The organism is Agrobacterium sp. DE0009 (assembly GCF_007680755.1).
GTDB classification, from domain to species: domain Bacteria; phylum Pseudomonadota; class Alphaproteobacteria; order Rhizobiales; family Rhizobiaceae; genus Agrobacterium; species Agrobacterium tumefaciens_B.
Window position 1 is genome coordinate 157,202 of sequence record NZ_VEIU01000005.1, and the last position, 24,841, is coordinate 182,042.

17 protein-coding genes are annotated in these 24,841 nt (G+C 58.8%); 11 read left to right on the plus strand and 6 right to left on the minus strand.

The annotated features are described in order from the left end of the window. Positions 1–2 precede the first annotated feature (2 nt). Both FS804_RS18145 and FS804_RS18155 read right to left on the minus strand, forming a co-directional pair. Positions 3–3,086, minus strand: a complete 3,084-nt coding sequence (locus tag FS804_RS18145) for a helicase-related protein (RefSeq protein WP_144578457.1) — start codon at positions 3,084–3,086, stop codon at positions 3–5. Positions 3,087–3,530: 444 nt separating this feature from the next. Then, a complete protein-coding gene (locus FS804_RS18155) occupies positions 3,531–4,775 on the minus strand; it encodes a ubiquinone biosynthesis hydroxylase (RefSeq protein ID WP_077225216.1) in 1,245 nt (414 codons plus the stop codon). 56 nt (positions 4,776–4,831) lie between these two features. On the opposite strand from FS804_RS18155, the gene tesB reads away from it, so the two are divergent. The 6 genes from tesB to FS804_RS18185 all read left to right on the plus strand — a co-directional run bounded on the left by tesB (position 4,832) and on the right by FS804_RS18185 (position 12,274). After that, complete coding sequence (gene tesB / locus FS804_RS18160; protein ID WP_063951493.1) at positions 4,832–5,716, plus strand: acyl-CoA thioesterase II; 885 nt, start codon at positions 4,832–4,834, stop codon at positions 5,714–5,716. A gap of 211 nt (positions 5,717–5,927) precedes the next feature. Further along, a complete protein-coding gene (locus FS804_RS18165) occupies positions 5,928–6,278 on the plus strand; it encodes a P-II family nitrogen regulator (protein WP_004444057.1) in 351 nt (116 codons plus the stop codon). Positions 6,279–6,307: 29 nt separating this feature from the next. Further along, the gene (locus tag FS804_RS18170) at positions 6,308–7,657 is read left to right on the plus strand and encodes an ammonium transporter (protein ID WP_144578300.1); all 1,350 of its coding nucleotides are present in this window, start codon (positions 6,308–6,310) and stop codon (positions 7,655–7,657) included. 216 nt (positions 7,658–7,873) lie between these two features. Further along, positions 7,874–10,540: a DNA translocase FtsK gene (locus tag FS804_RS18175; protein WP_186376890.1), complete on the plus strand. Its 2,667-nt coding sequence runs from the start codon at positions 7,874–7,876 to the stop codon at positions 10,538–10,540. Positions 10,541–10,589: 49 nt separating this feature from the next. Beyond that, on the plus strand, positions 10,590–11,315 hold the full coding sequence (locus tag FS804_RS18180) for an outer membrane lipoprotein carrier protein LolA (protein ID WP_063951495.1): 726 nt from the start codon (positions 10,590–10,592) through the stop codon (positions 11,313–11,315). Between the two features lie 155 nt (positions 11,316–11,470). Further along, positions 11,471–12,274, plus strand: a complete 804-nt coding sequence (locus FS804_RS18185) for an exodeoxyribonuclease III (RefSeq protein WP_063951496.1) — start codon at positions 11,471–11,473, stop codon at positions 12,272–12,274. Between the two features lie 10 nt (positions 12,275–12,284). Here FS804_RS18185 and FS804_RS18190 read toward each other — a convergent pair whose 3' ends face one another. After that, positions 12,285–12,740, minus strand: coding sequence for a cyclic nucleotide-binding domain-containing protein (locus tag FS804_RS18190; RefSeq protein WP_063951497.1), 456 nt, complete (start codon positions 12,738–12,740; stop codon positions 12,285–12,287). 138 nt (positions 12,741–12,878) lie between these two features. Next, positions 12,879–13,562 (minus strand): response regulator transcription factor, encoded by a 684-nt coding sequence (locus FS804_RS18195; protein ID WP_003505216.1) that lies wholly within the window; start codon positions 13,560–13,562, stop codon positions 12,879–12,881. A gap of 183 nt (positions 13,563–13,745) precedes the next feature. On the opposite strand from FS804_RS18195, the gene FS804_RS18200 reads away from it, so the two are divergent. Next, the gene (locus FS804_RS18200; protein ID WP_144578458.1) at positions 13,746–14,249 is read left to right on the plus strand and encodes a L,D-transpeptidase; all 504 of its coding nucleotides are present in this window, start codon (positions 13,746–13,748) and stop codon (positions 14,247–14,249) included. 71 nt (positions 14,250–14,320) lie between these two features. Here the strand turns inward: FS804_RS18200 and FS804_RS18205 are convergent, their stop codons facing one another. Next, the gene (locus tag FS804_RS18205) at positions 14,321–14,890 is read right to left on the minus strand and encodes a CarD family transcriptional regulator (RefSeq protein ID WP_003505223.1); all 570 of its coding nucleotides are present in this window, start codon (positions 14,888–14,890) and stop codon (positions 14,321–14,323) included. Positions 14,891–15,431: 541 nt separating this feature from the next. Here FS804_RS18205 and FS804_RS18210 point away from each other — a divergent pair. Continuing rightward, on the plus strand, positions 15,432–20,192 hold the full coding sequence (locus tag FS804_RS18210; protein WP_144578304.1) for an NAD-glutamate dehydrogenase: 4,761 nt from the start codon (positions 15,432–15,434) through the stop codon (positions 20,190–20,192). Between the two features lie 105 nt (positions 20,193–20,297). Next, positions 20,298–21,674 carry an MFS transporter gene (locus FS804_RS18215; RefSeq protein WP_144578306.1) on the plus strand — a complete coding sequence of 459 codons (1,377 nt, stop codon included), beginning with the start codon at positions 20,298–20,300 and terminating at the stop codon, positions 21,672–21,674. Positions 21,675–21,731: 57 nt separating this feature from the next. Here the strand turns inward: FS804_RS18215 and phaR are convergent, their stop codons facing one another. Next, positions 21,732–22,307: a polyhydroxyalkanoate synthesis repressor PhaR gene (gene phaR, locus FS804_RS18220; protein WP_063951501.1), complete on the minus strand. Its 576-nt coding sequence runs from the start codon at positions 22,305–22,307 to the stop codon at positions 21,732–21,734. A 242-nt stretch (positions 22,308–22,549) separates the two neighbouring features. On the opposite strand from phaR, the gene FS804_RS18225 reads away from it, so the two are divergent. Both FS804_RS18225 and phbB read left to right on the plus strand, forming a co-directional pair. Further along, on the plus strand, positions 22,550–23,731 hold the full coding sequence (locus tag FS804_RS18225; RefSeq protein WP_144578308.1) for an acetyl-CoA C-acetyltransferase: 1,182 nt from the start codon (positions 22,550–22,552) through the stop codon (positions 23,729–23,731). A gap of 167 nt (positions 23,732–23,898) precedes the next feature. Continuing rightward, a complete protein-coding gene (gene phbB, locus FS804_RS18230; protein ID WP_144578310.1) occupies positions 23,899–24,624 on the plus strand; it encodes an acetoacetyl-CoA reductase in 726 nt (241 codons plus the stop codon). Positions 24,625–24,841: the final 217 nt, after the last annotated feature.

A 24,841-nucleotide genomic window follows, 5' to 3' on the forward strand; every position in this document is an offset into this window, starting at 1 on the left:
ACTTACTTCTTCAGCTGCTCCTTGAGAGCAGCGAGCTTTGCAAAAGGTGAGTCCGGATCGAGCGGCTTTTCCTTGCGCGGCGGCTTGGCTTCGAAACGCTGCTGACCCTGAGGCTTTCCACTACGGTCATTGCGCTCCGGACGATCCTTACGCTCGCCACGATCGTGACGGTCGTTGTTGCGGTTGTTGCCACGGTCCGGCCGACCACCATCACGCTTGCGCTCGCCATCGCCATTGCGATTGGCCGCCTCGCGATTGCCGCCATCGCGGTTATCGCGACGGCCTTCGCCACGACGCTCGCCTTGCTCGCGAGCGCCCTCGCCACGGCCTTGACCGCGGTTGCCGGGACGGCGGTTGTCACCGCGCTGATTGTCGTTACGACCACCTGGACGCCACAGAAGAACCGGCTTGGGCTCGGCGGCCTCTGCCCCTTCCGGGGCAGCTTCGGCGGCGACGACCTCCGGGCTGACAGCCTCAGCAACAGGTGCCTCGGCGGCGGCTTCGCCTTCCGCAACGGCTTCGGATTGTGACGCCTGCTCTTCTGACGCCGTCTCTTCCTGCTCGCCTTCTGCGCCTTCCTCTTCAACCACCGCCGCGTCTGCAGCAGCAGGAGCCGGCGTGCCGGCATGGCTGGCGAGGAACGCCTGGGCCTCTTCCGCCGTCACCTGATCCGCGCGGTAGCCAAGGCCCTTCAGGATTTCTTCCATATCATCGAGCGTCGCGCCCAGAATGGAAAGCATCGCGGTGGTGGTCGTGAAACGGCGACCATCATAGGCGCCTTCAGGACGCGGCTGCTGGCCAGGCTTCCACTGCAGCAGCGGGCGGATGAGATCGGCCAGGCGCTCGAGAATGTCGATGCGCACGGCGCGCTTGCCGAGGAAGCGGAACCCGGCGAGCTTGTAGAACATGCGCTCGAAGCTTGCATCCGTGACAACGGACGTGCGGCCGGCTGCGAGAACCGGAATGAGGTCGCCATACCCGGGCTTGCCGAGACCGTCGTTTTTCAGTGCCCAGAGCAGCGTCACAAGCTCCGCCGGGGCGGGCTTCAGAAGCGCTGGCAGGAACACATGATAGGCACCGAAACGCACACCGTAGCGGCGCATGGAGGCGCGCGCATCCTGATCGAGCGACTTGACGTCGTCAGCGACATCACGGCGGAACAGCACACCCAGATTTTCGACCAGCTGGAACGCCAGGCCCTTCGCGAGACCTTGGAGGTCCTCGGCACGGGAAATATCGTCCAGCGGCTTCAGCACGGTGGCAATCTGGTGATTGACGAAACGCTCGACCCGCGCCAGCGCGTGATCGCGGGCGTTGCCGCTCAGCTGGTCGTCAGCCAGCAGGATCACCCGCGGCTTCATGATATTGTCGCCGGACGAAAGGCGGGCCACCGGCTCGCCCAACCAGCGAACCAGACCATCGGAGCTCAAAGCAAGATCGCCATTTCCACTGGCGTGCAGACGCGCGGCCCGCGCCTCGTATTCGAGAGCGAGCGCCTTTTGGGCAGCACCTTGCACGGCCTTCTGATCCGGCCCTTCCATTCCCGGCACCGGCGTGAACCGGAACCCGGCCAATTGGCCGACGTGATGACCTTCTACGAAGACATCACCATTTACACTGATTTCAGCTTCAAGCATCGCATTCTCTCTCAGGCGCCTCATGAGCACAGATGTCCTGCGATCAACAAAGCGTTTCGTCAACCTTTCATGTAGCGCATCGGACAATCGATCCTCGATTTCCCGAGTCTTTTCTTGCCAGTGTGTCGGATCGGCAAGCCATCCTGGGCGGTTCGATACATAAGTCCATGTTCTGATCTGCGCAATCCTTGCAGACAAGGTATCGATTTCACCATCCGTGCGGTCGGCGCGGCGCACTTGCTCGGCCATGAAATCCTCGTTCACCGTCCCGCGTTTGACGAGGTCGAAATAGAGCGTGGAGATCAGATCGGCATGCTGTGCGGGCGCGATGCGGCGATAATCGGGCAGCGCGCAGGCCTCCCAGAGTTTTTCCACCCGGGCATCCGTTGTCGTCACATCGATGATCTCAGGGTAGCGGGAGAGATATTCGAGCGCCTGTTGGTCGATCGCTGGCAGGGCGCGTGAAAGGCCCTGTATCGACGGTGCGGCATCAAGGCTGGCGCGCAGATTGGCGATGGATGAAAAATCGAAATTCTTCGTCCGCCATTGCAGCACCTTCACCGAATCGAACTGATGGCTTTCGATCCGCTCCACAAGCTCGTCATCGAACGGGTCGACGCGACCCGTCACGCCGAAGGTGCCATCGCGAAGATGACGGCCGGCACGGCCCGCAATCTGCCCGATTTCACCCGGGTTGAGATTACGGAACTGGTAGCCGTCGAATTTTCGGTCCTGCGCGAAAGCGACGTGGTCGACATCGAGATTGAGGCCCATGCCGATGGCATCCGTCGCCACCAAATATTCGACATCGCCGGCCTGGTAGAGGCCCACCTGGGCATTGCGCGTGCGCGGCGACAACGCCCCCAGCACGACAGCCGCACCACCGCGCTGGCGACGCACCAGTTCGGCGATGGCGTAGACCTCATCGGCGGAGAAAGCCACGATTGCGGTGCGCTGCGGCAGGCGCGTAATCTTCTTCTGGCCGGCATAAAAAAGCTGCGATAGACGCGGCCGCTCGACCACCGTTATGCCGGGCAGCAGCTTTTCAAGAATGGGGCGCATCGTGCCCGCCCCCAGAAGCAGCGTTTCTTCACGCCCGCGAAGATGCAATACCCGGTCGGTGAAAATGTGCCCGCGCTCAAGATCGCCGGCCAGTTGCACCTCGTCGATCGCGACGAAGGCGGCCGTCGTCTCGCGCGGCATGGCTTCCACGGTGCAGACCGAATATTTGGCTTTGGGCGGTGCGATTTTTTCTTCGCCGGTTATCAGCGCCACATTTGGCGCACCGACCTTCTCGACAAGGCGCGTATAGACCTCGCGCGCCAGCAGACGCAGCGGCAGGCCAATGACACCGCTGCCGTGTGCGACCATCCGCTCAATGGCGTAATGGGTCTTGCCGGTATTGGTGGGGCCGAGAACGGCCGTGACACCGCGGCCGCTCAGGATCATGGGGCGAAAATTCAACGTACTATCCGCGAATCGACTTCAATTGCTTGTCGCGCCCCTTCCATTTCAGATGCAGGCCGAACCCACCACACATGGCAACGCCTGCGGACAAAGGCAATAGCGCTTCTCCGCAAACTGTTCCGGCAGAATGACTGCGGCGAATTTCATGTGCATATTCAGCATGTTGAAGGCACAAAAAGAATCCGGCAAATCGGCAATCGATTTGGTAACGGAACAGTCTGCGAACGAATCGAATACGAATCGCAGACTCCTGCCGATTCAGCTTTTGTTCTCCGCAACATCTGGGTCCCGGTCACACAACTCATACAAGATTATGAATCCAGGTAAGTCTTTGGCCGGATTCAGCTTTGTAAGCGCGCACCAGAACAGAATCGGCTGTCAAGCATCAAGGTCGATATAGCGCCTCACGCTATCGACAACCATTGATCAAAGCGCCTCGCCGGCGAGCAGGCGCGGTCCATTGGCGCCCGTGGTGCCGGCGGCTTGATCGATGAAATAGGATTTCAGACCCGGCAGACGGTCCACGACCCCCAGGCCAAAATCCCTTATGATACGGATAGGTCCGATATCGTTGGAGAAAAGCCGGTTCAGCACGTCGGTCGTCACGCCCATCCGCAACGTGTCAAAGCGGCGCCAGGACTGGTAACGCTCCAGAACGTTGAGAGAGCCGATATCAAGCCCGAGGCGGTCGGCTTCGACCACCGTCTCGGCAAGAGCCGCCACATCCTTGAAACCAAGATTGAGGCCCTGACCCGAGATCGGGTGGATGCCGTGGGCGGCATCGCCCGCAAGTGCAATGCGTGGCGCAACGAATGAACGCGCCAGCGTAAGCCCGAGCGGGAAGGCGCGCCGTGGTCCGACGGGACGGATGGGGCCAAGCTTGTGGCCGAACCGTCGCTCCAGTTCCTCTTCGAAGACCAGATCGTCGGAAGCGACCAGCCTGTCCGCATCGGCCGTGCGTTCGGTCCATACCAGCGAAGACCGGTTGCCCTTCAGGGGTAGAATGGCGAAGGGTCCGGATGGCAGGAAATGCTCCTCGGCGCAGCCCTCGTGCGACCGCTCGTGCTCAACGGTCGTCACGATGCCCGACTGGTCATAGGCCCAGTGCACGGTCTTGATCCCAGCCATATCCCGAAGAGCCGAGCGGACACCGTCGCAGGCAACGAGCAATCGCGCATCAAGCGAGGAGCCATCGGAAAGGCTGATCGCTGTCGATTGCGGACCGGCAGTAAAGCCGGAGACGCTGAGACCATGGCGAATTTCAATGCCCAGACGCTCACACAGGCCGCGCAATGCGCCGACGAGCGCGACGTTAGGAACCATGTGGGCGAACGGCCTCCCCTCCTCTACGGCCCCATCAAAGGTCAGAAAGACGGGGCGTACAGGATCGGCGGTTTTCGAATCGGTCACGATCATCCTGTTGATCGGCTGCGCTTCCGTTTCGATGTCGCTCCAGATTCCGAAGACCTCGAGCATACGCGTGGCCGCTGCAATGATCGCCGAGGCGCGCACGTCCTTCTTCCAGACCTCCTCGGGAGCAGCCTCGACAACCTGCACCTGAAGGTGCGGCGCCGCCTGCTTGATGGCGACAGCGACGGAAAGACCGACATATCCGCCACCTGCAACCACAACGTCCAGCATCGCGCTTCTCCTCAAATCTTGTGCACGCATCATCTGGGCACTATAGACCATGTGACGTCTTCCTACAGCCGGAGCAGGCCGAAAAAATGTCGCATCCCTTGCAATCGTCAGACCCGATGGCAAATCTTATCGCCACGCTCGATCTCGAAAAGCTGGAGGAGAACCTCTACCGGGGCGAAAGCCCGCAGATCGGCTGGCAACGGGTTTTTGGCGGCCAGGTGATTGCGCAGGCCCTGATCGCCGCGCAGAGAACCGTGGATGACGACCGCTTCGTGCACTCGTTGCACGCTTATTTTATGCGCCCCGGTGACCCGGTGGTGCCAATCGTCTATCAGGTGGAGCGCATCCGCGACGGCGCCAGTTTCTGCACCCGCCGGGTAGTGGCGATCCAGCACGGCAAGGCAATTTTTTCCATGTCGGCGTCGTTTCAGATATTCGAGGACGGCTTTACCCATCAGATGCGGATGCCGGATGTGACGCCGCCTGAAAAACTGATGAGCGAGGAACAGATGCAGGCGGCCTTCCTCGCAAAGGCGCCCGCTTCGATCCGCAACTACTGGAGCAACAAGCGGCCGATCGAGATCAGGCCTGTCTCGCTGACCCACTATATCTCCAAGGAAAAGCTGGAGCCACAGCAGGATATCTGGGTCCGCGCCGTTGGAACCGTGCCGGACGATCCGCGCCTGCAATCCGCCATTCTCGCTTATCTCTCTGACATGACCCTGCTCGACACCTCGCTTTATGCCCACGGGACGACCATCTTCGACCCGTCCATTCAGGTAGCGAGTCTCGACCATGCCATGTGGTTCCACCGCCCTTGCCGGCTCGACGACTGGCTGCTTTACACACAGGATAGCCCGAGCGCATCCGGCGCCAGGGGGCTCACCCGTGGCAATATTTTCACCAGAGAAGGCGAACTGATCGCCTCTGTCGCGCAGGAGGGTTTGATCCGCAAAAGGGCAAATGATTAAATAATGCGCTTTTTGGAAAAATCGCACATTTTATAGACGCTTTTTTGGGCGACAAATGCACCTTTTTCAGACGCCCGACACATAAACATTACATTTCAATAAGTTAGATACACACTCAAAACTGGCACGCCCTTTGAATGTATGTCCGCAGTCGCTGTTACTGATCTGCCAGCGGCAGGAGGTTCGGCTCCGCGCCGAGGACAAACAAAGGATGGGAAACCAGATGAAAATTGTGATGGCCATTATCAAGCCGTTCAAGCTGGATGAAGTGCGTGAAGCGCTCACTGGCGTCGGCATCCAGGGCCTGACCGTGACCGAGGTGAAGGGTTACGGGCGCCAGAAGGGACATACCGAGATTTATCGCGGCACGGAATATGCGGTGAGCTTCCTTCCCAAGCTGAAGATCGAGATCGCAGTTCCATCCGACGTGGTCGACAAGGCCGTTGAGGCGATCGCATCTGCGGCTAAGACCGGGCAGATCGGTGACGGCAAGATCTTTGTCTACTCTATCGAACAGGCCGTGCGCATCCGTACCGGCGAAACCAACACAGAAGCGCTTTGAAGCACGGCTGACAGGGGAGTTTTCCAAACATGCTACTCAACAAGTTTTTGACGCTCGGCAAGCTGGGCGCCGCAGCGACGGCCCTGATGGCACCGGCCATCGCCTTTGCCCAGGATGCAGCGCCGGCAGTGGCCGCGGCCGCTCCCGTTCCGGAAAAAGCCGATACCGCATTCATGTACGTCGCGACCATCCTCGTGCTGTTCATGATCCTTCCGGGTCTGGCCCTTTTTTACGGCGGCCTCGTCCGCACCAAGAACATGCTCTCCGTCCTGATGCAGTGCACGGTCATCACGGCCGTCATGATGCTCGTATGGGTCATCTACGGTTACTCCTTCGCCTTCGGCGGCGGCACCGGCCCCTATTTTGGCGGTTTCGGCAAGCTGTTCCTGAATGGCGTTACGCTTGACAGCACCTCGGCAACCTTCTCCCAGGGCGTCGTGATCTACGAATACACCTTCATCGCCTTCCAGATGACCTTTGCGGCGATTACGCCTGCCCTGATCATCGGCGCTTTCGCGGAACGCGTGAAGTTCTCGGCAGTCATTCTTTTCACCATCCTGTGGGCCACCTTCGTTTATTTCCCGGTCGCACATATGGTGTGGGACGCAAACGGCCTGATCTTCGGCATGGGCGCTCTCGACTTCGCTGGCGGCACGGTCGTTCACATCAACGCCGGTATCGCCGGTCTGATCGGCGCGATCATGGTCGGCAAGCGTACTGGCTTCGGCAAGGACATGATGGCTCCCCACTCCATGACGCTGACGCTGGTTGGCGCAGCCATGCTGTGGTTCGGCTGGTTCGGTTTCAACGCCGGCTCCAACCTGGAAGCATCCGGCGGTGCGGTTCTCGCAACCATGAACACCTTCCTCGCCACCGCAGCAGCAATCGTTTCCTGGTCGCTGGTTGAAAGCTTCACCCGCGGCAAGGCCTCCATGCTGGGTGCCGCTTCGGGCATGATCGCCGGCCTCGTTGCCGTCACGCCGGCTGCAGGCTCTGTGGGTCCGATGGGCGCCATCGTTCTCGGCCTTATTGTCTCGCCGATCTGCTACTTCTTCGTCTCCGTTGTGAAGAACAAGTTCGGTTACGACGACACCGCTGACGTCTTCGGCGTCCACGGTATCGGCGGCATCATCGGCGCACTCGGCACCGGCATCTTCACCTCGCCTCTGCTCGGCGGCACTGGCAAGCCTGAATTCTCCATCGCCTCGCAGGTCTGGACGCAGTTCGTTGCCGTCGCCATCACCATCGTCTGGTGCGCCATCGTCTCCGCGATCCTTTACAAGATCGTTGACGTGATTGTCGGGCTGCGTGTTCCCGTCGAAGCCGAGCGCGAAGGTCTCGACCTTGCGACCCACGGCGAAGCCGCTTACCACTCCTGATATCGGGAAAAGGGGTTCTCCATCCCCTTACCCAAAAGAAGGCCCGCTTCGGCGGGCCTTTTTCTTTGTCGTAAATCCGGAGGCCGCCGCAAAAAGGCGCATGGTTAACACGACATTAACCAGCAACCGGTTAGCTTTCCCTGTCAATCCGGGATTCGGTCACCAGCCGATCTTGCCGAAACCAGAAAAAGCGACGGGTTCAGGGACATGGGCAGAATGCATTCTCCGACATTCGATGGTCGTCACACACGCTTCGTGTTGACGGCGTTTTTCGTGCGTCAGATCATGGCTCTCGCCGGTTTTGCTCTTTTGGCGACGATTGCGCTTGGCATTGCCGCACTCGCCACATGGAATGTGGCTGATCCGAGCCTGTCCTATGCCACCGGCAACCAGCCCACCAATCTTCTGGGTTACAGCGGCGCGATCTTTGCCGATATCGTGATGCAATTCTTCGGGCTTTCCGCGATCATCTCGTTCCTGCCCATCATCGCCTGGGCGATCGCGCTGATTGCCGGGCGACGGTTCAATCGTATACCCGCCCGCCTCGTCGCGTGGCTTGCAGGCGCCATCGTCTGCGCCGCCTCGCTCGGCTGCTTCCCCGCACCCATCACCTGGCCCCTGCCCAACGGCATCGGCGGGGTGATCGGTGACATGATCCTGCGTTTCCCCGCACTCTTTATCGGCGCCTATCCCACAGGCACCATTGCGACGGTGCTTGGCGTTATTTTCGCTGCGCCGGCAGCCTGGCTGATGCTGTTTGCCGCCGGTATTGTCGGTGGTCTCGACGAGGAACTGGAGCGCGAAGAAGTCGCGCCTGTTGCCACAAGCAAGGCGCGCGCCGCCCGGCAAGCGGAAGAGGATGATGAAGACGACGGCGAAGGCTTCTTCGCCAACATGCTCGCCTTTGGCGCAATCGCCCATTACTGGTACATCACCCAGGCACGCTTCCGCCGCCTGTTCGGGCTGAAGTCGAAATCCCTGCACGACGACTTCGAGCATCCCTATGATTTCAACGAATATGAATTCGGCACGCTGAACGAGCCCTCGCGCCTCAAAACCGCGATCAACCGCCTCGACCAGCGCGCGGAACCCTCCTTCGAAGAACGCGCCGCATCCCGCCGGCAGATGTCGCCTCCGTCGATCGCGCTCGATCACGACGATGATATGGACGATGAACCGTCTTTCGATGCGGATGGACGCGGACTGCCGAACGGTATTCTTTCCGGCGACGAAACCGACCAGAAATTTACCGCCCGCCAGGCACCGGGACGTGGGCAGCCCAGAATAACTGCCGCCTCCGCCCGCCCGAAACCGAGTGAGCGCGTGGCCAGGGAGGCGCAGGCCTCGTTCATCGCCGCCGATGGTTTCCAGCTGCCGACCGTCCATCTTCTGGCAGAACCGAAAAATGTCGTACGTGACAACATGCTGAGCGAGGAAGTGCTGGAGCAGAATGCCCGCCTTCTGGAAGGCGTTCTCGAGGATTTCGGCGTCAAGGGCGAAATCATCCACGTCCGCCCCGGCCCCGTCGTCACGTTGTACGAACTGGAACCGGCGCCCGGCATCAAATCGTCGCGCGTCATCGGCCTTGCCGATGACATCGCCCGCTCCATGAGCGCAATCGCTGCCCGCGTCGCGGTCGTTCCCGGTCGCAATGCCATCGGCATCGAACTGCCGAACCGGACGCGCGAGACTGTGTTCCTGCGAGAACTGATCGGAAGCCGCGACTTCGAAAACAGCAAGGCGAAGCTTGCCATGGCGCTCGGCAAGACCATCGGCGGCGAACCCGTCATCGCCGATCTCGCCAAGATGCCGCACCTGCTGGTTGCCGGCACCACCGGTTCCGGCAAGTCCGTTGCCATCAACACCATGATCTTGTCGCTACTTTACCGCATGTCGCCGGAACAGTGCCGCCTGATCATGATCGACCCGAAGATGCTGGAACTGTCGATCTATGACGGCATTCCGCATCTGCTCTCCCCCGTCGTTACCGATCCGAAGAAGGCCGTCGTGGCCCTGAAATGGACCGTGCGCGAGATGGAAGAGCGCTACAAGAAGATGTCGAAGATCGGTGTGCGCAACATTGACGGCTTCAACAGCCGCGTGCAGCAGGCGCTCGACAAGGGCGAAATCCTCACCCGCACGGTGCAGACGGGCTTCGACCGCCAGACCGGCGAGGCGATCTACGAGACGGAAGAATTCGATCTGAAGCCCCTGCCCTATATCGTCGTCATCATCGACGAGATGGCCGACCTGATGATGGTCGCCGGCAAGGACATCGAAGGCGCGGTACAGCGTCTGGCGCAAATGGCGCGTGCGGCCGGCATCCACGTCATCATGGCCACCCAGCGTCCTTCGGTCGACGTCATCACCGGCACGATCAAGGCCAATTTCCCAACCCGCATCTCGTTCCAGGTCACCTCGAAGATCGACAGCCGCACGATCCTCGGAGAGCAGGGCGCCGAACAGCTGCTCGGCATGGGCGACATGCTCTATATGGCGGGCGGCGGACGCATCCAACGCGTGCACGGGCCCTTCGTTTCCGACAACGAAGTCGAAGAGATCGTTTCCTATCTGAAGACACAAGGGTCGCCTGAGTATCTGGAAGCAATCACCGAAGAAGAAGACGAGGACGGTGCAGGCGCGAGCCCGGCCAGCGGTGGCAGCTTCTCTGATTCCGAAGACCCCTACGATCAGGCCGTGGCCGTCGTACTTCGCGATGGCAAAGCCTCAACCTCCTATGTGCAGCGCCGTCTCGGCATCGGCTACAACCGCGCCGCCTCGCTGATCGAACGGATGGAGCAGGAGGGCATTATCGGCCCCGCCAACCACGCCGGAAAACGCGAAATCCTCGTCCCGACCGAAGCAGATATCATCGAGCGGTAAGTCCGCAACCAAGCGGGGCGAAGAAGCGTTATTACACGCTTTCAACGTCATGAAGCCGCCGCCTTTTATGCGGACAATCGCTGCGATGAAGGAGAATAGAATGAACGACCTCACCACCGGCGACACGGCCATCGCAAACGCAACACAAAACGGCGTGACGCGACGTGGCGTGCTGACAGCGTTTTCAATGGCTGCGGTTATCGCCGGCCTTTCGCCGCTCGACGCATTTGCCCAGGCGGCTGGCAATACCGCAACGGCGCAAAAAATCGCCAATCACTTCTCTTCCGTCAAAACCATGATGGGTGAATTCGTGCAGTTCGGCCCGCGCGGCGAACAGACCGGCGGGAAATTCTATATCGAACGTCCCGGTAAACTCCGCTTCAATTATGAAGATCCTTCGCCCATGCGCGTGATTTCCGATGGCAAGAATGTCGTCATCGGCAATATGAAGCTGAAGACATGGGACCTCTATCCGCTGTCGAAGACCCCGCTTAGCCTGCTTCTTTCCGACAGGATCGATCTGAGCAACCAGAAAGTCCGGAACGTGAAGGAGGAGTCCGATCTGACCACCATCGTGCTCGGAGACAAGAGCGTGTTCGGTGATTCGACCATCACCCTGATGTTCGACCCCAAAACCTTCGATCTCAGACAATGGACGACGACGGATGCCCAGAACAAGGACACCACGGTCATGATCTTCAATGTCCAGACCGGCGTGAACCTCGATGAACGCGTCTTCAACATCAATTATGAGGAAGTACGCAAGCGCGGCTAACGTTGCTTATCCATGTATACTGTGAAGGCGGCTCTCAGGCCGCCTTTTTCATTTTGCCGCTAAAATACATTCCAGTTTTCGTCACGATGTTATAAGCCTGCGCCCCGGAACCAACCTCGAAGCCTGCTTCGAGGCGATAGGAACGGAGCCCTTGTATGTCGTTTTCGATAACCACCTGGAACATCAACTCGGTCAGGCTCAGAATGCCGATCGTCGAACAGTTTCTGGTGCGTTACAAGCCCGACATTCTCTGCCTACAGGAAACCAAGTGCCCGAACGGTGAGTTTCCGATGAAGCCGTTGAAGGCGCTGGGTTACGAGCACGTCATCATCCACGGCCAGAAAGGCTATCACGGCGTTGCTATCGCCTCGAAAGTGCCGTTGATCGAAGACCACCGGCAGGACTACTGCGGTGTTGGCGATGCGCGGCATATTTCCGCGATTTTTCAGGTCGGATCGCGCCGTATCCGGTTGCATAACTTCTATGTGCCTGCTGGCGGCGACGAGCCGGACCGGTCGATCAATCCCAAATTCGGCCATAAGCTCGATTTCATCGAGGAAATGAAAGCGCTTCGCGCCGATGGCGTTCCTGGCACTTCCTCGATTCTCGTCGGTGACCTCAACATTGCGCCGCTTGAAAATGACGTCTGGTCGCACAAGCAGCTTTTGAAGATCGTCAGCCATACGCCGGTCGAAACCGAAGGCATGCTCGAGATCATGAAGCAGGGCAACTGGCTCGATCTGATGCGGCTCAACGTGCCAGAGACGGAGAAGATCTACACGTGGTGGAGTTACCGCGCCAAGGACTGGGAAGCGGCTGATCGCGGCCGTCGCCTCGACCACATCTGGTCGTCGCAGGATCTCGGCGCCTCACTGGATAAAATCGACATATTGCGCGAAGCCCGCGGCTGGAACCGGCCATCGGACCATGTTCCAGTCACAGCCCACTTTCGCTTCTGAACGAGGGCTGTCAGGCGAAGCGGTTCTGTAAACGGGCCGCACCCGCCGCCAGCGCCGCAATATTATCGCGAATGCGCGCCGAGACGATATCGGCAACCTCAGGAAATTCCTCCACCAACCGGTGGAAGAGGATGCGCGTGATGCGGATGACCTCGGAATCTTCGGCAGCAATGGCCGTAAATTTTCGCTCGCATAGCGTAAACAGCGCCAGCTCGGACAGCAGCGCGCCCTTGCCGGGCGTCGCCTGCAGCACAGGTTTGCCATCCCGTCCGGCCGTGAACAACTCGAAACGCCCCGAGGTCACCGCAAAAGCGCACTCGGCCGGCGAATGTTCCCGAAACAATGTCTGACCGGCCGACACCCGCCGGCGTTCAGCACCAAAGGCGATAAGCCGCAACTGATCGTCGCTGAAGCCTGCGAATAGCGGCACTTGCCCCAGCAGAATGATATCGTCTGTCAAGGCCATGTCGATTACTACTCCGGAAAAACGCCTGCACCACTATAGCGGTTTTCCAATATCGGCCCTCAAAATACAAGATATTAGAACGCCGCGCTTCTTTCACGATGCGCGGCGCGAGTTTTGCAGCGATGAACGAGCCCCGTCTCAGGGAACGATCTTGTATCCACCGTTCTCGGTCACCAGGATTTCGGCGTTGGAAGGATCCCGTTCGATCTTCTGGCGCAGGCGATAGACATGCGTTTCGAGCGTATGCGTCGTCACACCGGAGTTGTAACCCCAGACCTCTTCCAGCAGAACATCACGTGTCACCACCGTGCTGCCGGCGCGGTAAAGGTAACGGATGATCGCCGCTTCCTTTTCCGTCAGACGAATTTTCTTGCCGTCTTCCGTCGTCAGCAGCTTCTGGCTGGGCTTGAACTGATAAGGACCGACGGTGAAAACCGCGTCCTCGCTCTGTTCATACTGGCGCAGTTGCGCCCGGATGCGCGCAAGCAGCACGGCGAAGCGGAACGGCTTCGTCACGTAGTCGTTTGCGCCGGCTTCCAGCCCTAGAATCGTATCGGAATCGGTGTCGTGCCCGGTGAGCATGATGATCGGCGCCTTGAAGCCGCCTTTGCGCAGAAGCTTCACCGCCTCGCGCCCATCCATATCCGGTAGACCGACATCCATGATGAGGAGATCGACCTGCGCGGTCTTTGCAGTCTGCATCGCCTGTGCCGCGTTCGCGCCGCTCAAAAGCGAGAATTCCTCATAGGGAGAGAGTTGCTCGGTCAGCGTCTCACGAAGATCGTCGTCATCGTCCACAAGAAGGATAGTACGAGCCGTCATTCGGATTCTCAGCCTTTCTTACTTTAATCGTCAGCCAATTCAGCGATTTGCCGGTAAAAGGTCAACCCATTGCCATCATATGATGAAGTGCTATGACTTCACGTTAAATAACCTGCAAAGCAAAATCTCGTGAAAAACATGAGCAAACGCCCCACGGAACAACGTAAACGCGTATCGACACTCATGGTTCGGCCGGCTCCCATGAAAATCAGCCGGGCGATCGTGCAACTTGGGCATCTTACCTTTCCCGCCGCCATCGGGCGGCATGGCCGCACCGCACTGAAACGCGAGGGAGACGGCAAATCGCCGATTTCAATGACCCGCCTGATGCACGGCTTCTATCGCGGTGATCGCTTGACCGGTTTCACGACGGCCCTGCCGATGCAACGAACGCAGAAATCCATGCTGTGGTGCGACGAGCCTCGCAATCCCAATTACAACAGATTGGTCAAGGCACCCTTCAAAGCAAGTCATGAAGAAATGATGCGCAAGGACGGCCTCTATGACGTCTGTCTGGTGCTGGACTGGAACATCACCTCACGAGGCCGCAACCGTGGCTCGGCGATCTTCATGCACATGATCCGGCAGGGATATGAGCCAACCGCGGGCTGCGTAGCCCTCCACCCCCGCGATATGAGGCGCATCCTGCCCCATATGCGCAAAGGCACGAAAATCCGCATCCTGTGATGCGCGCGCAGCCGATAAGGCAACAAAAAACCCGCCATCAAGGCGGGTTTTTTTAGAAGGAAAAGCCGTTATTAAGCGGCTTCGTCCTGAGAATCGTCCTCTTCAACAGTCTTGCCACGCTTGGGACCCTTGGCAAGGTTGACTTCCACCAGGCGAACGGCCTCGGTTTCAGACATTTTGTTGACGGCGGCAATTTCGCGCGCCATGCGGTCGAGAGCAGCTTCATAAAGCTGACGCTCCGAATAGGACTGCTCCGGCTGGTTTTCCGCACGGTAGAGATCGCGTACAACTTCCGCAATCGCGATGAGATCGCCGGAATTGATCTTCGCATCGTATTCCTGCGCGCGGCGCGACCACATGGTCCGCTTCACGCGTGCCTTGCCCTGCACCACTTTCAGCGCCCGCTCGACAAAATCGCCTTCGGAAAGCTTGCGCATGCCGATGCTGACGGCTTTGGCGACGGGAACTTTAAGACGCATCTTGTCTTTTTCGAAGTCAATGACAAAAAGCTCAAGCTTCATGCCGGCGACTTCTTGTTCCTCGATGGCAGAAATGGTACCGACACCATGAGCGGGATACACAATCGCTTCACCGGTTTTAAAGCCGTGATGTGCTGGAGATTTCTTCTGCTGGGTCGTCATTCGTTCTAAAAACTCCCTGTTACATACCCGGGGATGCCGGGGTTGGGTCGGTCAGGCCCTGATGAGACGGGGGAACCGTCAGGTGACTCCGCACTGGTCCAGCCGTGCACGCAAAAAAACACCTACCCGTCTTGCGGGGTTCGATAACGTAAACGCTCGATATGTCACGGAAACCGCGTGCAAAAGAGGTGTTGCTTTCGTGGTGTTTTTGGGCACACAAATGCCACGCTGTGGATCAGTGTGATTGGTGTACCACAAAAATAGACGCGAATCAATAATTTGCTTCAACCGTGGCCACAACATCACATGGCCGTCCGAGAACCGCCTAAAAATTAGCCGCAAAAATACTTTCGTAAGCTTCTAGACCGAGCCGCTTGATAAAAGAAGCAAAAAAATTTCACTTACCGCCTAAAGAAATACAAAAGCCTCTTAAACTCTTCGTAATTCCACGCCAATATCCGATTCGACTGAAAAGGCAAAATCCGCAAAATGGCGATGCTTTTTTACATTAAAGTGTGATTTTTGGAGGAATCCACGTCAAATGGGCTACAGAAATAATCCAAAACGCGAAAAACAGATCGAAAAAGCGCGTCAGCACGCAATTGCCGAAAATGTCGAATTTCTTGATCCTGGTATTCTGTATGGAAGGGCAAGCGCCGACGATATAGAATATTATTCCGCAGAGATGCTGGCGGCGAGTGCCGCCCACAGTTTTGAGGCACTCTCGCGGTGGACCGGTGATGCGCCCTATATCAGCATTTCCCAGGTTGAGGGCGTTTCGCCGCGGGATGTACCGGTGACGGTTCTGACCATCATTGGTCGGAACATGCCGTTTCTCTACGATTCCGTCATGGGCGAAGTGACCAGCAGCTATCGCGGTCTTTACCTCGCCGTGCACCCCATTCTCGTGCGCTCCGGTGATGTAAAGGGCGGCTACCGGCTTGCAGAGCCAGAGGATGATCCTGCCGGCAACATCAGCCTCATCCAGCTGCATATCGCGCCGCTTTCTCAGCAGGCGGCTTCAGCCCTGGGAGAGCGGCTTCGCTTTGTGTTGAAACAGGTGGAATCCGCCTATCGCGACTGGCGGCCGATGCTGGCGAAGCTCGACGAGGCACTGGATGAATTGTCGGAACGCGGTTCATCGCGGCGCAAAACGGAACGCAAGGAGGCCGTCGAGTTTCTCAACTGGCTTCGCAACGACAATTTCACCTTCCTCGGGATGCGTGACTACACCTATTCCGGCAAAGGCAAGAATGCCAAAGTCGAGCGCGGTGACGGCGTTGGCCTTGGTAGCCTGAGTGATCCCGATGTCCGCGTGCTGCGTCTGGGCAAAAACGCGGTGACGACCACGCCGGAAATCCTCGCCTTCCTCGACGGCCCGGATTTCCTCATCGTCACCAAGGCGAATGTGAAATCCATCGTCCATCGCCGCGCCTATATGGATTACATCGGCATCAAGCGCTTCGATGAAGACGGCAACGTTGTCGGCGAATTGCGCATCGTCGGTCTCTTCACGGCGACAGCCTATACACGCTCGGTTAAGCAGATACCGCTGCTGCGCGCCAAAGTGGCTGATGTGGAGCGGCATTTCGGGTTTGATCCGAACAGCCACTCCGGCCGTATCCTGCAAAACACGCTGGAAGCCTATCCCCGTGACGATCTCTTCCAGATCGAGACGGATCTTCTGATCCGCTTCGTCGAGCAGATCATGGAACTGAGCGACCGTCCGCGCGTGCGTGTCCTTGCGCGCATAGACCGTTTCGACCGCTTCGTTTCGGCCATTATTTTCGTGCCCCGTGAAGAGTATAACTCCTATGTCCGCGAGAAGATCGGCGACTATCTAAGCCGGGTCTATGACGGGCATATCTCCGCCTATTATCCGGCCTTCCCCGAGGGCGCGGTCGCCCGCGTGCATTTCATCGTCGGCCGCACCGAAGGCAAGACGCCGCGCATCGCTCAGGATAAGCTGGAGGAAGCCGTCAGTGATATTGCGGCGCGCTGGATAGATCATTTCGTCGCTCTCTCCGAACCGGGCGCACCGGTACTAGAGGTCGATCAGGCCTATCAGGAAGCTTTCACGCCCGAAGAGGCAATCGGCGATATGCCGGATATTATGGGCGCGGCAAAGGGTGAACCGGTCCGCATCGAGTTCTACCAGCAGGAGGGCCAGTCAGCCGACACGCTGTCGCTGAAAATCTTCCACCGTGACGGCCACCTGCCGCTTTCGCGCCGCGTGCCCCTGCTCGAAAATCTCGGCTTTAACGTCATCAGCGAACGAACCTTCGATATTGGTGTCGTTTCGGAAGGCGAAAAGCGCGACCTCGTGCTGCATGACATGGAACTATCGGTCGCAGCCGGCGCGACACTCGATCTGCCGCACTACGGACCGAAACTCGAAGAAGCTTTCCTTGCCGCCTTCTCCGGCAGGGTGGACAATGACAACTTCAACCGCCTGATCCTGGCCTGCGGCCTCAATGTGCGCGAAGTCTCCGTGCTGCGTGCCTATGCCCGTTATCTGCGCCAGACCGGTATCGTCTATTCGCAGGAGCATATTTCCGAAACCCTCTATAAATATCCCGACATTTCCCGGAATATTTTCGCGTTGTTCAAGGCCGGCTTCGATCCGTCGATCGAAGAGAAGAAGCGGCTGAGGAAACTCGCAGAAATTCACAAGGCCATCGAAGCTGCGCTGAGCGGTGTTCCCAATCTCGACGAGGACCGCACGCTGCGGCGCTACGTCAACGCTATCGATGCGACGCTGCGCACCAACTACTTCCAGAAAAATGCCGACGGCACACCGCCTGACCTCCTGGCGTTCAAGTTCGATCCCAAACATCTGGACGGCCTGCCCGATCCCCGTCCCTTCCGCGAAATCTTCGTTTACGGCACCGAGGTCGAAGGCGTGCATCTGCGCTTCGGCAAGGTGGCCCGCGGCGGTCTGCGGTGGTCGGATCGCGGCCAGGATTACCGCACGGAGGTGCTCGGTCTCGTCAAGGCGCAGCAGGTGAAGAACGCGGTCATCGTGCCCGTCGGTGCAAAAGGCGGCTTCTTCCCGAAGAACCTCCCCGCCGGCGGCTCCCGCGACGAGGTGTTCAATGCTGGCCGGGAGGCCTATAAAACCTATATCCGTACGCTGCTCTCGATCACCGATAACATCGTCGACGACGCCATTGTGCCGCCGCCCGACACGTTGCGGCTTGATGGCGACGACCCCTATTTCGTCGTTGCCGCCGACAAGGGAACGGCCACCTTCTCCGATACCGCAAACGGTCTTGCGCATCAGGCTGGCTTCTGGCTGGACGACGCCTTTGCATCGGGTGGGTCCGCCGGTTACGACCACAAGAAGATGGGCATCACCGCACGCGGTGCCTGGGAAACGGTAAAACGCCATTTCCGTGAAATGGATACTGATATCCAGACCACGCCCTTCACTGTTGCCGGCGTTGGCGACATGTCCGGCGACGTTTTCGGCAACGGCATGCTGCTTTCGGAGAAGATCAGGTTGATCGCTGCCTTCGATCATCGCGACATTTTCATCGATCCGGATCCCGATACGGACAAGTCCTTTGCCGAGCGCAAGCGGCTGTTCGACCTGCCGCGCTCCAGCTGGCAGGACTATGGCCGCTCGGCCCTCTCGGCCGGCGCGATGATCATCTCGCGTTCCGAAAAATCGGTGACGCTGACGCCGGAAGCCGTGGCTGCCATTGGCCTCGACAAGTCAGTCGCCACGCCCTTCGAGATCATGACCGCCATTCTGAAGGCGCCGATTGATCTCCTGTGGTTCGGCGGCATCGGCACCTACATCAAGGCGGCGGTGGAAACCAATGCCGAGGTGGGTGACAGGGCAAACGACCCGATCCGCGTTAATGCTACAGAGCTGCGCGCCAAGGTCATCGGCGAAGGCGCCAATCTCGGCATCACCCAGAAGGGGCGCATTGCCTATGCCCTTGCCGGTGGGCGATGCAACTCCGACGCCATCGACAATTCGGCGGGCGTGAACTCCTCCGACGTTGAGGTCAATATCAAGATCGCGCTTGCCTCCGCCGTTAATAGCGGTCGCCTGACGATGCCGAAACGCAACCAGCTTCTCGCTTCCATGACGCCTGATGTGGCGCAGCTGGTACTGCGCAACAACTATCTGCAATCCCTAGCGATCTCGCTCACGGAGCGGCTGGGGCTTGCCAACCGCGAGGAACTTGGCCGCCTGATGGGCGCACTCGAGGCAACCGGGCAGTTGAACCGCAAGGTTGAGACGCTGCCCAACAATGCCGAGTTCAGTGAAAGATATGCCTCTGGCAAGCCGCTAACCCGGCCGGAAATCGGCGTGCTTCTCTCCTACGCAAAGCTGACCCTGTTCGATGCGCTGGTGGCGAGCCCGCTACCAGACGAGCCCTACCTCCAGCATCTTCTGCTCGATTATTTCCCTGCGAAGATGCAGAAGAATTATGCTGACGATATCAAGGCACATCGCCTGCATCGCGAGATCGTCGCGACGGCGCTGGCCAATGCCGTGGTCAACCGCGGCGGCCCGGGCTTCGTGCAAAAGCTGGCCGATGCAAGCGGCCTGCTTGCCGCAGATGTCGTCAAGGCGGCTGTTATCGTGGAAGATGGTTTTGGCCTCAAACGACTGTGGAGCGAGGTCGATGCGCTGGACGGAAAGATCGGCGGCGAGGTCCAGAACGGACTTTACGCCACCATCGCCCGAATCTACGCCGACGCAAGCAGGCTCTACCTGCAGACCGGCAGCACGGGGCTGACAACGGGGGACATGGCGAGCGAAATCGATCGCCTGAAAACAGCCATCAAGACGCTGTCGCCGGCCGCAGCGAAATATCGCCGCGAGCTTGGTGCAACGGAAATCGAAGGCGTTCCCCCGGCCATTCTTGAAGAGCTGGATACGCTGTCGCTGCTTGTCTACGTGCCTGAAATCATGCGCATTGCCGAAAGCGCTGGCACTACGCTTGCCCGCGCCGCCGAAAGCTATGCAACCGTCTCCTCGACCTTCCGCGTCGCACGCTTGCTGGATGCCAGCCAGCGCATCACGCCGGCGGATCACTATGAAAGTCTGGCGCTGCTGCGCAGTCAGGACCAGATTTCCTCATCACGCCGCCGAATCGTCATCTCGGCACTCACGGAGTATGCGAAGGAGAAGGACCCGGTTCAGGCCTGGTATGCGGCGGACCGCGTCCGCGTCAACCGCATCGTCTCGGAACTTGGTGCGCTCAGCGAAAGCGGCGACACCAACCTCGCCCGCCTCACCGTCGCGGCGGGGCTTCTCGGCGATATCGTTCAGTCGCGCTGACCGACGCAAAATGCCACCCGGTTAAGCTCTTCCGGGTGGCGGCACCTATCGCGATACGCTAACCTCGTCGGGCCTGCCGAGCTACTGTTCCCTATAGGATTCTGAATGACTGTGCCTCCTCCGAACGTGGAAACAGTGGTTGCCAAACGCGGCATCTGGGGTTGGATCATGTTCGACTGGGCGGCGCAGCCCTTCTTCACCGTCGTCACCACCTTCATTTTCGGACCCTATTTCGTTTCCCGGCTCACCGATGATCCGATTTCGGCACAGGCGACATGGAGCAACATGGCGACGGTCTCGTCGATCATCATCGCCCTCTTCTCCCCCATTCTCGGCTCCATCGCCGACCAGTCCGGTGCACGCAAGCCGTGGATCGCCTTCTTTGCGATCATCAAGATCACCAGCCTGTGTCTCCTTTGGTATGCGGCACCGGGATCGCCGGTCATTCTGCCCGTAACCTGCATGATCCTCGCCTCCATCGCGGCGGAATTCTCGATTGTCTTCAACGATTCCATGATGCCGCGGCTCACCAATCCGCAAAATGTCGGGCGCATTTCCAATCTGGCCTGGGGCCTCGGCTATCTCGGCGGCATGGTGGTGCTGATTGCGGTCGTCACCCTGCTGGCGGCAAACCCCAAGACCGGGCTTACGCTCGTTGGAATCACGCCTCTTTTCGGCCTCGATCCCGCCTCCGGGCAGGACGCGAGAATAACCGGACCATTTGCTGCGCTCTGGTATCTCATCTTCATTTTGCCGATGTTCTTATTGACCCCGGACGCGAAAAAGGGCCTGCCCTTCGGGGCTGCCATTCGCTCTGGTCTAAGAGAACTGAAGACGACCTTGGGTGAACTTCGCCACCGCCCATCGCTGTTGCGATTTCTGATTGCGCGCATGCTTTATCAGGACGGCGTGAATGGCGTCCTTATCCTAGGCGGAGCATTTGCGGCTGGGATGTTCGGCTGGGCAACAATGGAAATCGGCCTCTTCGGCATTCTTCTCAATGTGGTCGCCATTGCGGGCTGCTTTGCCGCCGGCCGCCTCGATCAGACCCTCGGTTCGCGCGTCACCATATTGATCAGTCTGGCGCTGCTACTGGTCGCGACGGTCGGTATCGTTTCCACGGAAAAGAGTTCTACGCTGTTCGGCTGGATACAACTTTCTACCGCCGACAATAGCGGCATCTTCGCCACCGGCGCTGAAAAGGCTTACCTGCTTTATGGGGTGCTGATCGGCCTGGCTTTCGGCCCGGTTCAAGCCTCATCGCGATCCTATCTTGCCCGCAACATCAGCGTGGCGGAAGCCGGGCGCTATTTCGGCATCTATGCACTTTCCGGGCGCGCCACGAGTTTCATGGCGACACTGTCATTTTCCATAGCCACGACGGTAAGCGGCTCCGCCCATATCGGCATGGCAACGCTGATTGTCTTTCTCGGAGCCGGTTTCCTGATTCTCCTGCGCGTGCCGGAACGGACGGCAGGCTGAAGGCGCAAGTGAGGCCGACGCCTTGTTCAAGTCGAGCATCGGCCGGTTGGCGCCGGCTCAGAGCTGGTCGAGCTTTTGCTGCAATGCGCGCAACTGCGCCTTCAGCTCGTCGATTTCGGACGGATTTGGCTTGCGGGTTTCCTTGGGCGCCTGCGGTGCGGCAAAAGGTGTGAAACCCTGCATCGCCTGCCGAAACAGTTCCGTGTTACGGCGAATCTGCTCTTCCATCATCTGCAGCGGCGCCTGAAAATTGCGGGCGAGAGAACCGTCACCGAAGGCCTTGGCCATATGTTCCTGCATCTGGCTCTGCTGGTCGGAAAAGGTCTTCATCGAATGTTCGAGGAATGTCGGCACGACCGTCTGCATCTGGTCGCCGTAGTAGGAAATCAACTGGCGCAAAAAAGCCGTGGGCAGCAGCGTGTTGCCGGTTTTGGCCTCCTGCTCGACGATGATCTGCGTCAGCACGGCATGGGTGATATCTTCCGACGACTTGGCGTCCTGAACCTTGAAGTCTTCCCCGCGCTTGACCATTTGCGCCAGGTCATCAAGCGTCACATAGGTGCTTGTACCGGTGTTATAGAGCCGCCGGTTCGCGTATTTTTTAATGATAGTTTCGCCGTCGTGTTTCGCCATGCCCGCCTCCTCGCGATGATGGTATTTTCTTTTTTTTGGTGTTCTTGCTCTTCCCAATACAAAGTGTATGCGCAAAACGCGCTGTCTGACAAATGTTTTGTGCATCGCAACAGTCTGTTTTTTGCGCAGCAATTTTTCGAAAGATATAAGCTAAAATTAGCAACATCTTTTAAAGCAACTTTCGGCATTTGACTTGTATTCAAAGCTTTGCCAGTCTCCGCCCGCAAGTGAGGAGAAAAGAGATGACCCTGCCTTCAATCGTGATCGCCAGCGCCGCCAGAACCGCGGTCGGCTCCTTCAACGGCCACTTTGCGAATACGCCGGCGCACGAACTTGGCGGTACGGTTATAGGCGCGGTGCTGGAGCGCGCTGGCGTCGAGGCGAACGAAATCAACGAGGTCATTCTCGGCCAGGTTCTGACGGCAGGTGAGGGACAGAACCCCGCACGGCAGGCGGCAATGAAGGCGGGCATCCCCCAAGAGGCCACCGCCTTTGGTCTCAATCAACTGTGCGGGTCCGGCCTGCGCGCGGTGGCCCTTGGCATGCAGCAGATCGTTACAGGCGACGCAGACATCGTGATTGCCGGCGGACAGGAATCCATGTCCATGGCTCCGCATTGCGCGCACCTGCGCGGCGGCGTGAAGATGGGCGACTTCAAGATGATCGACACCATGCTGAAGGACGGCCTGACCGACGCCTTTTACGGCTATCACATGGGCATCACCGCTGAAAACATCGCTCGGCAATGGCAACTGTCCCGGGATGAGCAGGACCAGTTCGCCGTTGCATCGCAAAACAAGGCCGAAGCCGCCCAGAGCGCCGGTCGCTTCGCTGACGAGATCGTCGCCTTCACGGTCAAGGGCCGCAAGGCTGATATCGTCATCGACGCAGACGAGCATATTCGTCACGGCGCATCGCTTGAGACCATGGCCAAGCTACGTCCTGCCTTCGATAAGGAAGGTACGGTGACCGCCGGCAATGCCTCCGGCCTGAATGATGGCGCGGCAGCGACCCTTTTGATGTCTGAACAGGAAGCCGCACGGCGTGGCATCCAGCCACTCGCCCGTATCGCGTCCTGGGCCACGGCGGGTGTCGATCCACAGATCATGGGCACTGGTCCCATCCCCGCTTCCCGCAAGGCGCTCGCCAAGGCCGGCTGGTCGATCAACGATATCGGCCTTGTTGAGGCCAATGAGGCCTTTGCAGCGCAATCCTGCGCGGTCGTGCGCGAACTGGGTCTCAATCCCGAAATCGTCAACGTCAATGGTGGGGCAATTGCCATCGGCCACCCCATCGGCGCTTCTGGTGCGCGCGTCTTAAATACGCTGATTTTCGAGATGCGCCGCCGCAATGTGTCGAAGGGTCTCGCGACGCTGTGTATCGGCGGCGGCATGGGTGTCGCCATGTGCATTGAAGCGCTCTGAAGCGAAGCCGTGACCTGTCAAAAAGCAATTCCGGTCCAGCCCGCGATAGGGTAGAAGCAGCCTCCCATTGGCCTCATTTCTGTGGCCGTTGAGCACAACGAAACGTCTGCAACATTGGAAGAGCCTCCTGGGCGCGGGCGCTTCACTGACAGGTCATGGAGGCCGATATGAGCCGGGTTGCTTTGATTTCCGGCGGGACGAGCGGCATAGGCGCCGCCATCGCCCGCACCCTGCAGGCATCCGGCTATCGCGTCGCGGTGAATTACGCTTTCACCAGCGACAGGGCGGAAGCATTTCAGGCTGAAACCGGCATTCCGGCTTTTCAGTGGGACGTGCGTGACTACGACGCCTGCCTTGAGGGCATCGAGAAGGTGGAGAAGGCTTTAGGTCCCGTTGAAGTCCTTGTAAACAATGCCGGCATCACGCGCGACGCGATGTTTCACAAGATGACGCCACAGCAATGGCGCGAGGTCATCGATACCAATCTGACCGGCGTCTTCAACATGACGCACCCCGTCTGGCCAGGCATGCGTGAGCGCGGCTTTGGCCGTATCGTCAATATCTCCTCCATCAATGGTCAAAAGGGTCAGGCAGGGCAGGCGAACTACTCTGCCTCCAAGGCGGGGGATATAGGCTTCACCAAGGCGCTCGCCCAGGAAGGCGCAAGCCGCAACATCACGGTCAACGCCATCTGCCCCGGCTACATCGGCACGGAAATGGTGAGAGCGATCCCCGAGAAGGTTCTCTCCGAACGCATCATTCCGCAAATTCCCGTTGGCAGGCTTGGCGAGCCGGAAGAGATCGCGCGCTGCGTCCTGTTTCTGGTGTCTGACGAGGCCGGGTTCATTACCGGTGCCACCCTGACCGCCAATGGCGGGCAATATTTCGCGTGAGGGCCCTCGCTCCGGGGCGGCGACCGGCCCATGACCGATCACAATCCCGTGATAACAACGGGTTAGTTGAGTATTTTCTTATATTTCAAGGGTCTTTCTCTAATCATTTTGAACAACTAAACAATTGAAAATACGATATTTTTTGTCTAGTTTAGAAAAGATCTAAAATCATGGCTGGCGGTCGCTTCGGATGTTTTTCTTGACAGCCACTGTCCTG

Coding starts and splice junctions, on each gene's coding strand:
- FS804_RS18145 (WP_144578457.1), bottom strand. CDS start 3,086: ATGATCCTGAGCGGCCGCGGTGTCACGGCCGTTCTCGGCCCCACCAAT.
- FS804_RS18155 (WP_077225216.1), bottom strand. CDS start 4,775: ATGCGTGCACAAGATTTGAGGAGAAGCGCGATGCTGGACGTTGTGGTT.
- tesB (WP_063951493.1), top strand. CDS start 4,832: ATGTCGCATCCCTTGCAATCGTCAGACCCGATGGCAAATCTTATCGCC.
- FS804_RS18165 (WP_004444057.1), top strand. CDS start 5,928: ATGGGAAACCAGATGAAAATTGTGATGGCCATTATCAAGCCGTTCAAG.
- FS804_RS18170 (WP_144578300.1), top strand. CDS start 6,308: ATGCTACTCAACAAGTTTTTGACGCTCGGCAAGCTGGGCGCCGCAGCG.
- FS804_RS18175 (WP_186376890.1), top strand. CDS start 7,874: ATGCATTCTCCGACATTCGATGGTCGTCACACACGCTTCGTGTTGACG.
- FS804_RS18180 (WP_063951495.1), top strand. CDS start 10,590: ATGAAGCCGCCGCCTTTTATGCGGACAATCGCTGCGATGAAGGAGAAT.
- FS804_RS18185 (WP_063951496.1), top strand. CDS start 11,471: ATGTCGTTTTCGATAACCACCTGGAACATCAACTCGGTCAGGCTCAGA.
- FS804_RS18190 (WP_063951497.1), bottom strand. CDS start 12,740: ATGGCCTTGACAGACGATATCATTCTGCTGGGGCAAGTGCCGCTATTC.
- FS804_RS18195 (WP_003505216.1), bottom strand. CDS start 13,562: ATGACGGCTCGTACTATCCTTCTTGTGGACGATGACGACGATCTTCGT.
- FS804_RS18200 (WP_144578458.1), top strand. CDS start 13,746: ATGGTTCGGCCGGCTCCCATGAAAATCAGCCGGGCGATCGTGCAACTT.
- FS804_RS18205 (WP_003505223.1), bottom strand. CDS start 14,890: ATGACGACCCAGCAGAAGAAATCTCCAGCACATCACGGCTTTAAAACC.
- FS804_RS18210 (WP_144578304.1), top strand. CDS start 15,432: ATGGGCTACAGAAATAATCCAAAACGCGAAAAACAGATCGAAAAAGCG.
- FS804_RS18215 (WP_144578306.1), top strand. CDS start 20,298: ATGACTGTGCCTCCTCCGAACGTGGAAACAGTGGTTGCCAAACGCGGC.
- phaR (WP_063951501.1), bottom strand. CDS start 22,307: ATGGCGAAACACGACGGCGAAACTATCATTAAAAAATACGCGAACCGG.
- FS804_RS18225 (WP_144578308.1), top strand. CDS start 22,550: ATGACCCTGCCTTCAATCGTGATCGCCAGCGCCGCCAGAACCGCGGTC.
- phbB (WP_144578310.1), top strand. CDS start 23,899: ATGAGCCGGGTTGCTTTGATTTCCGGCGGGACGAGCGGCATAGGCGCC.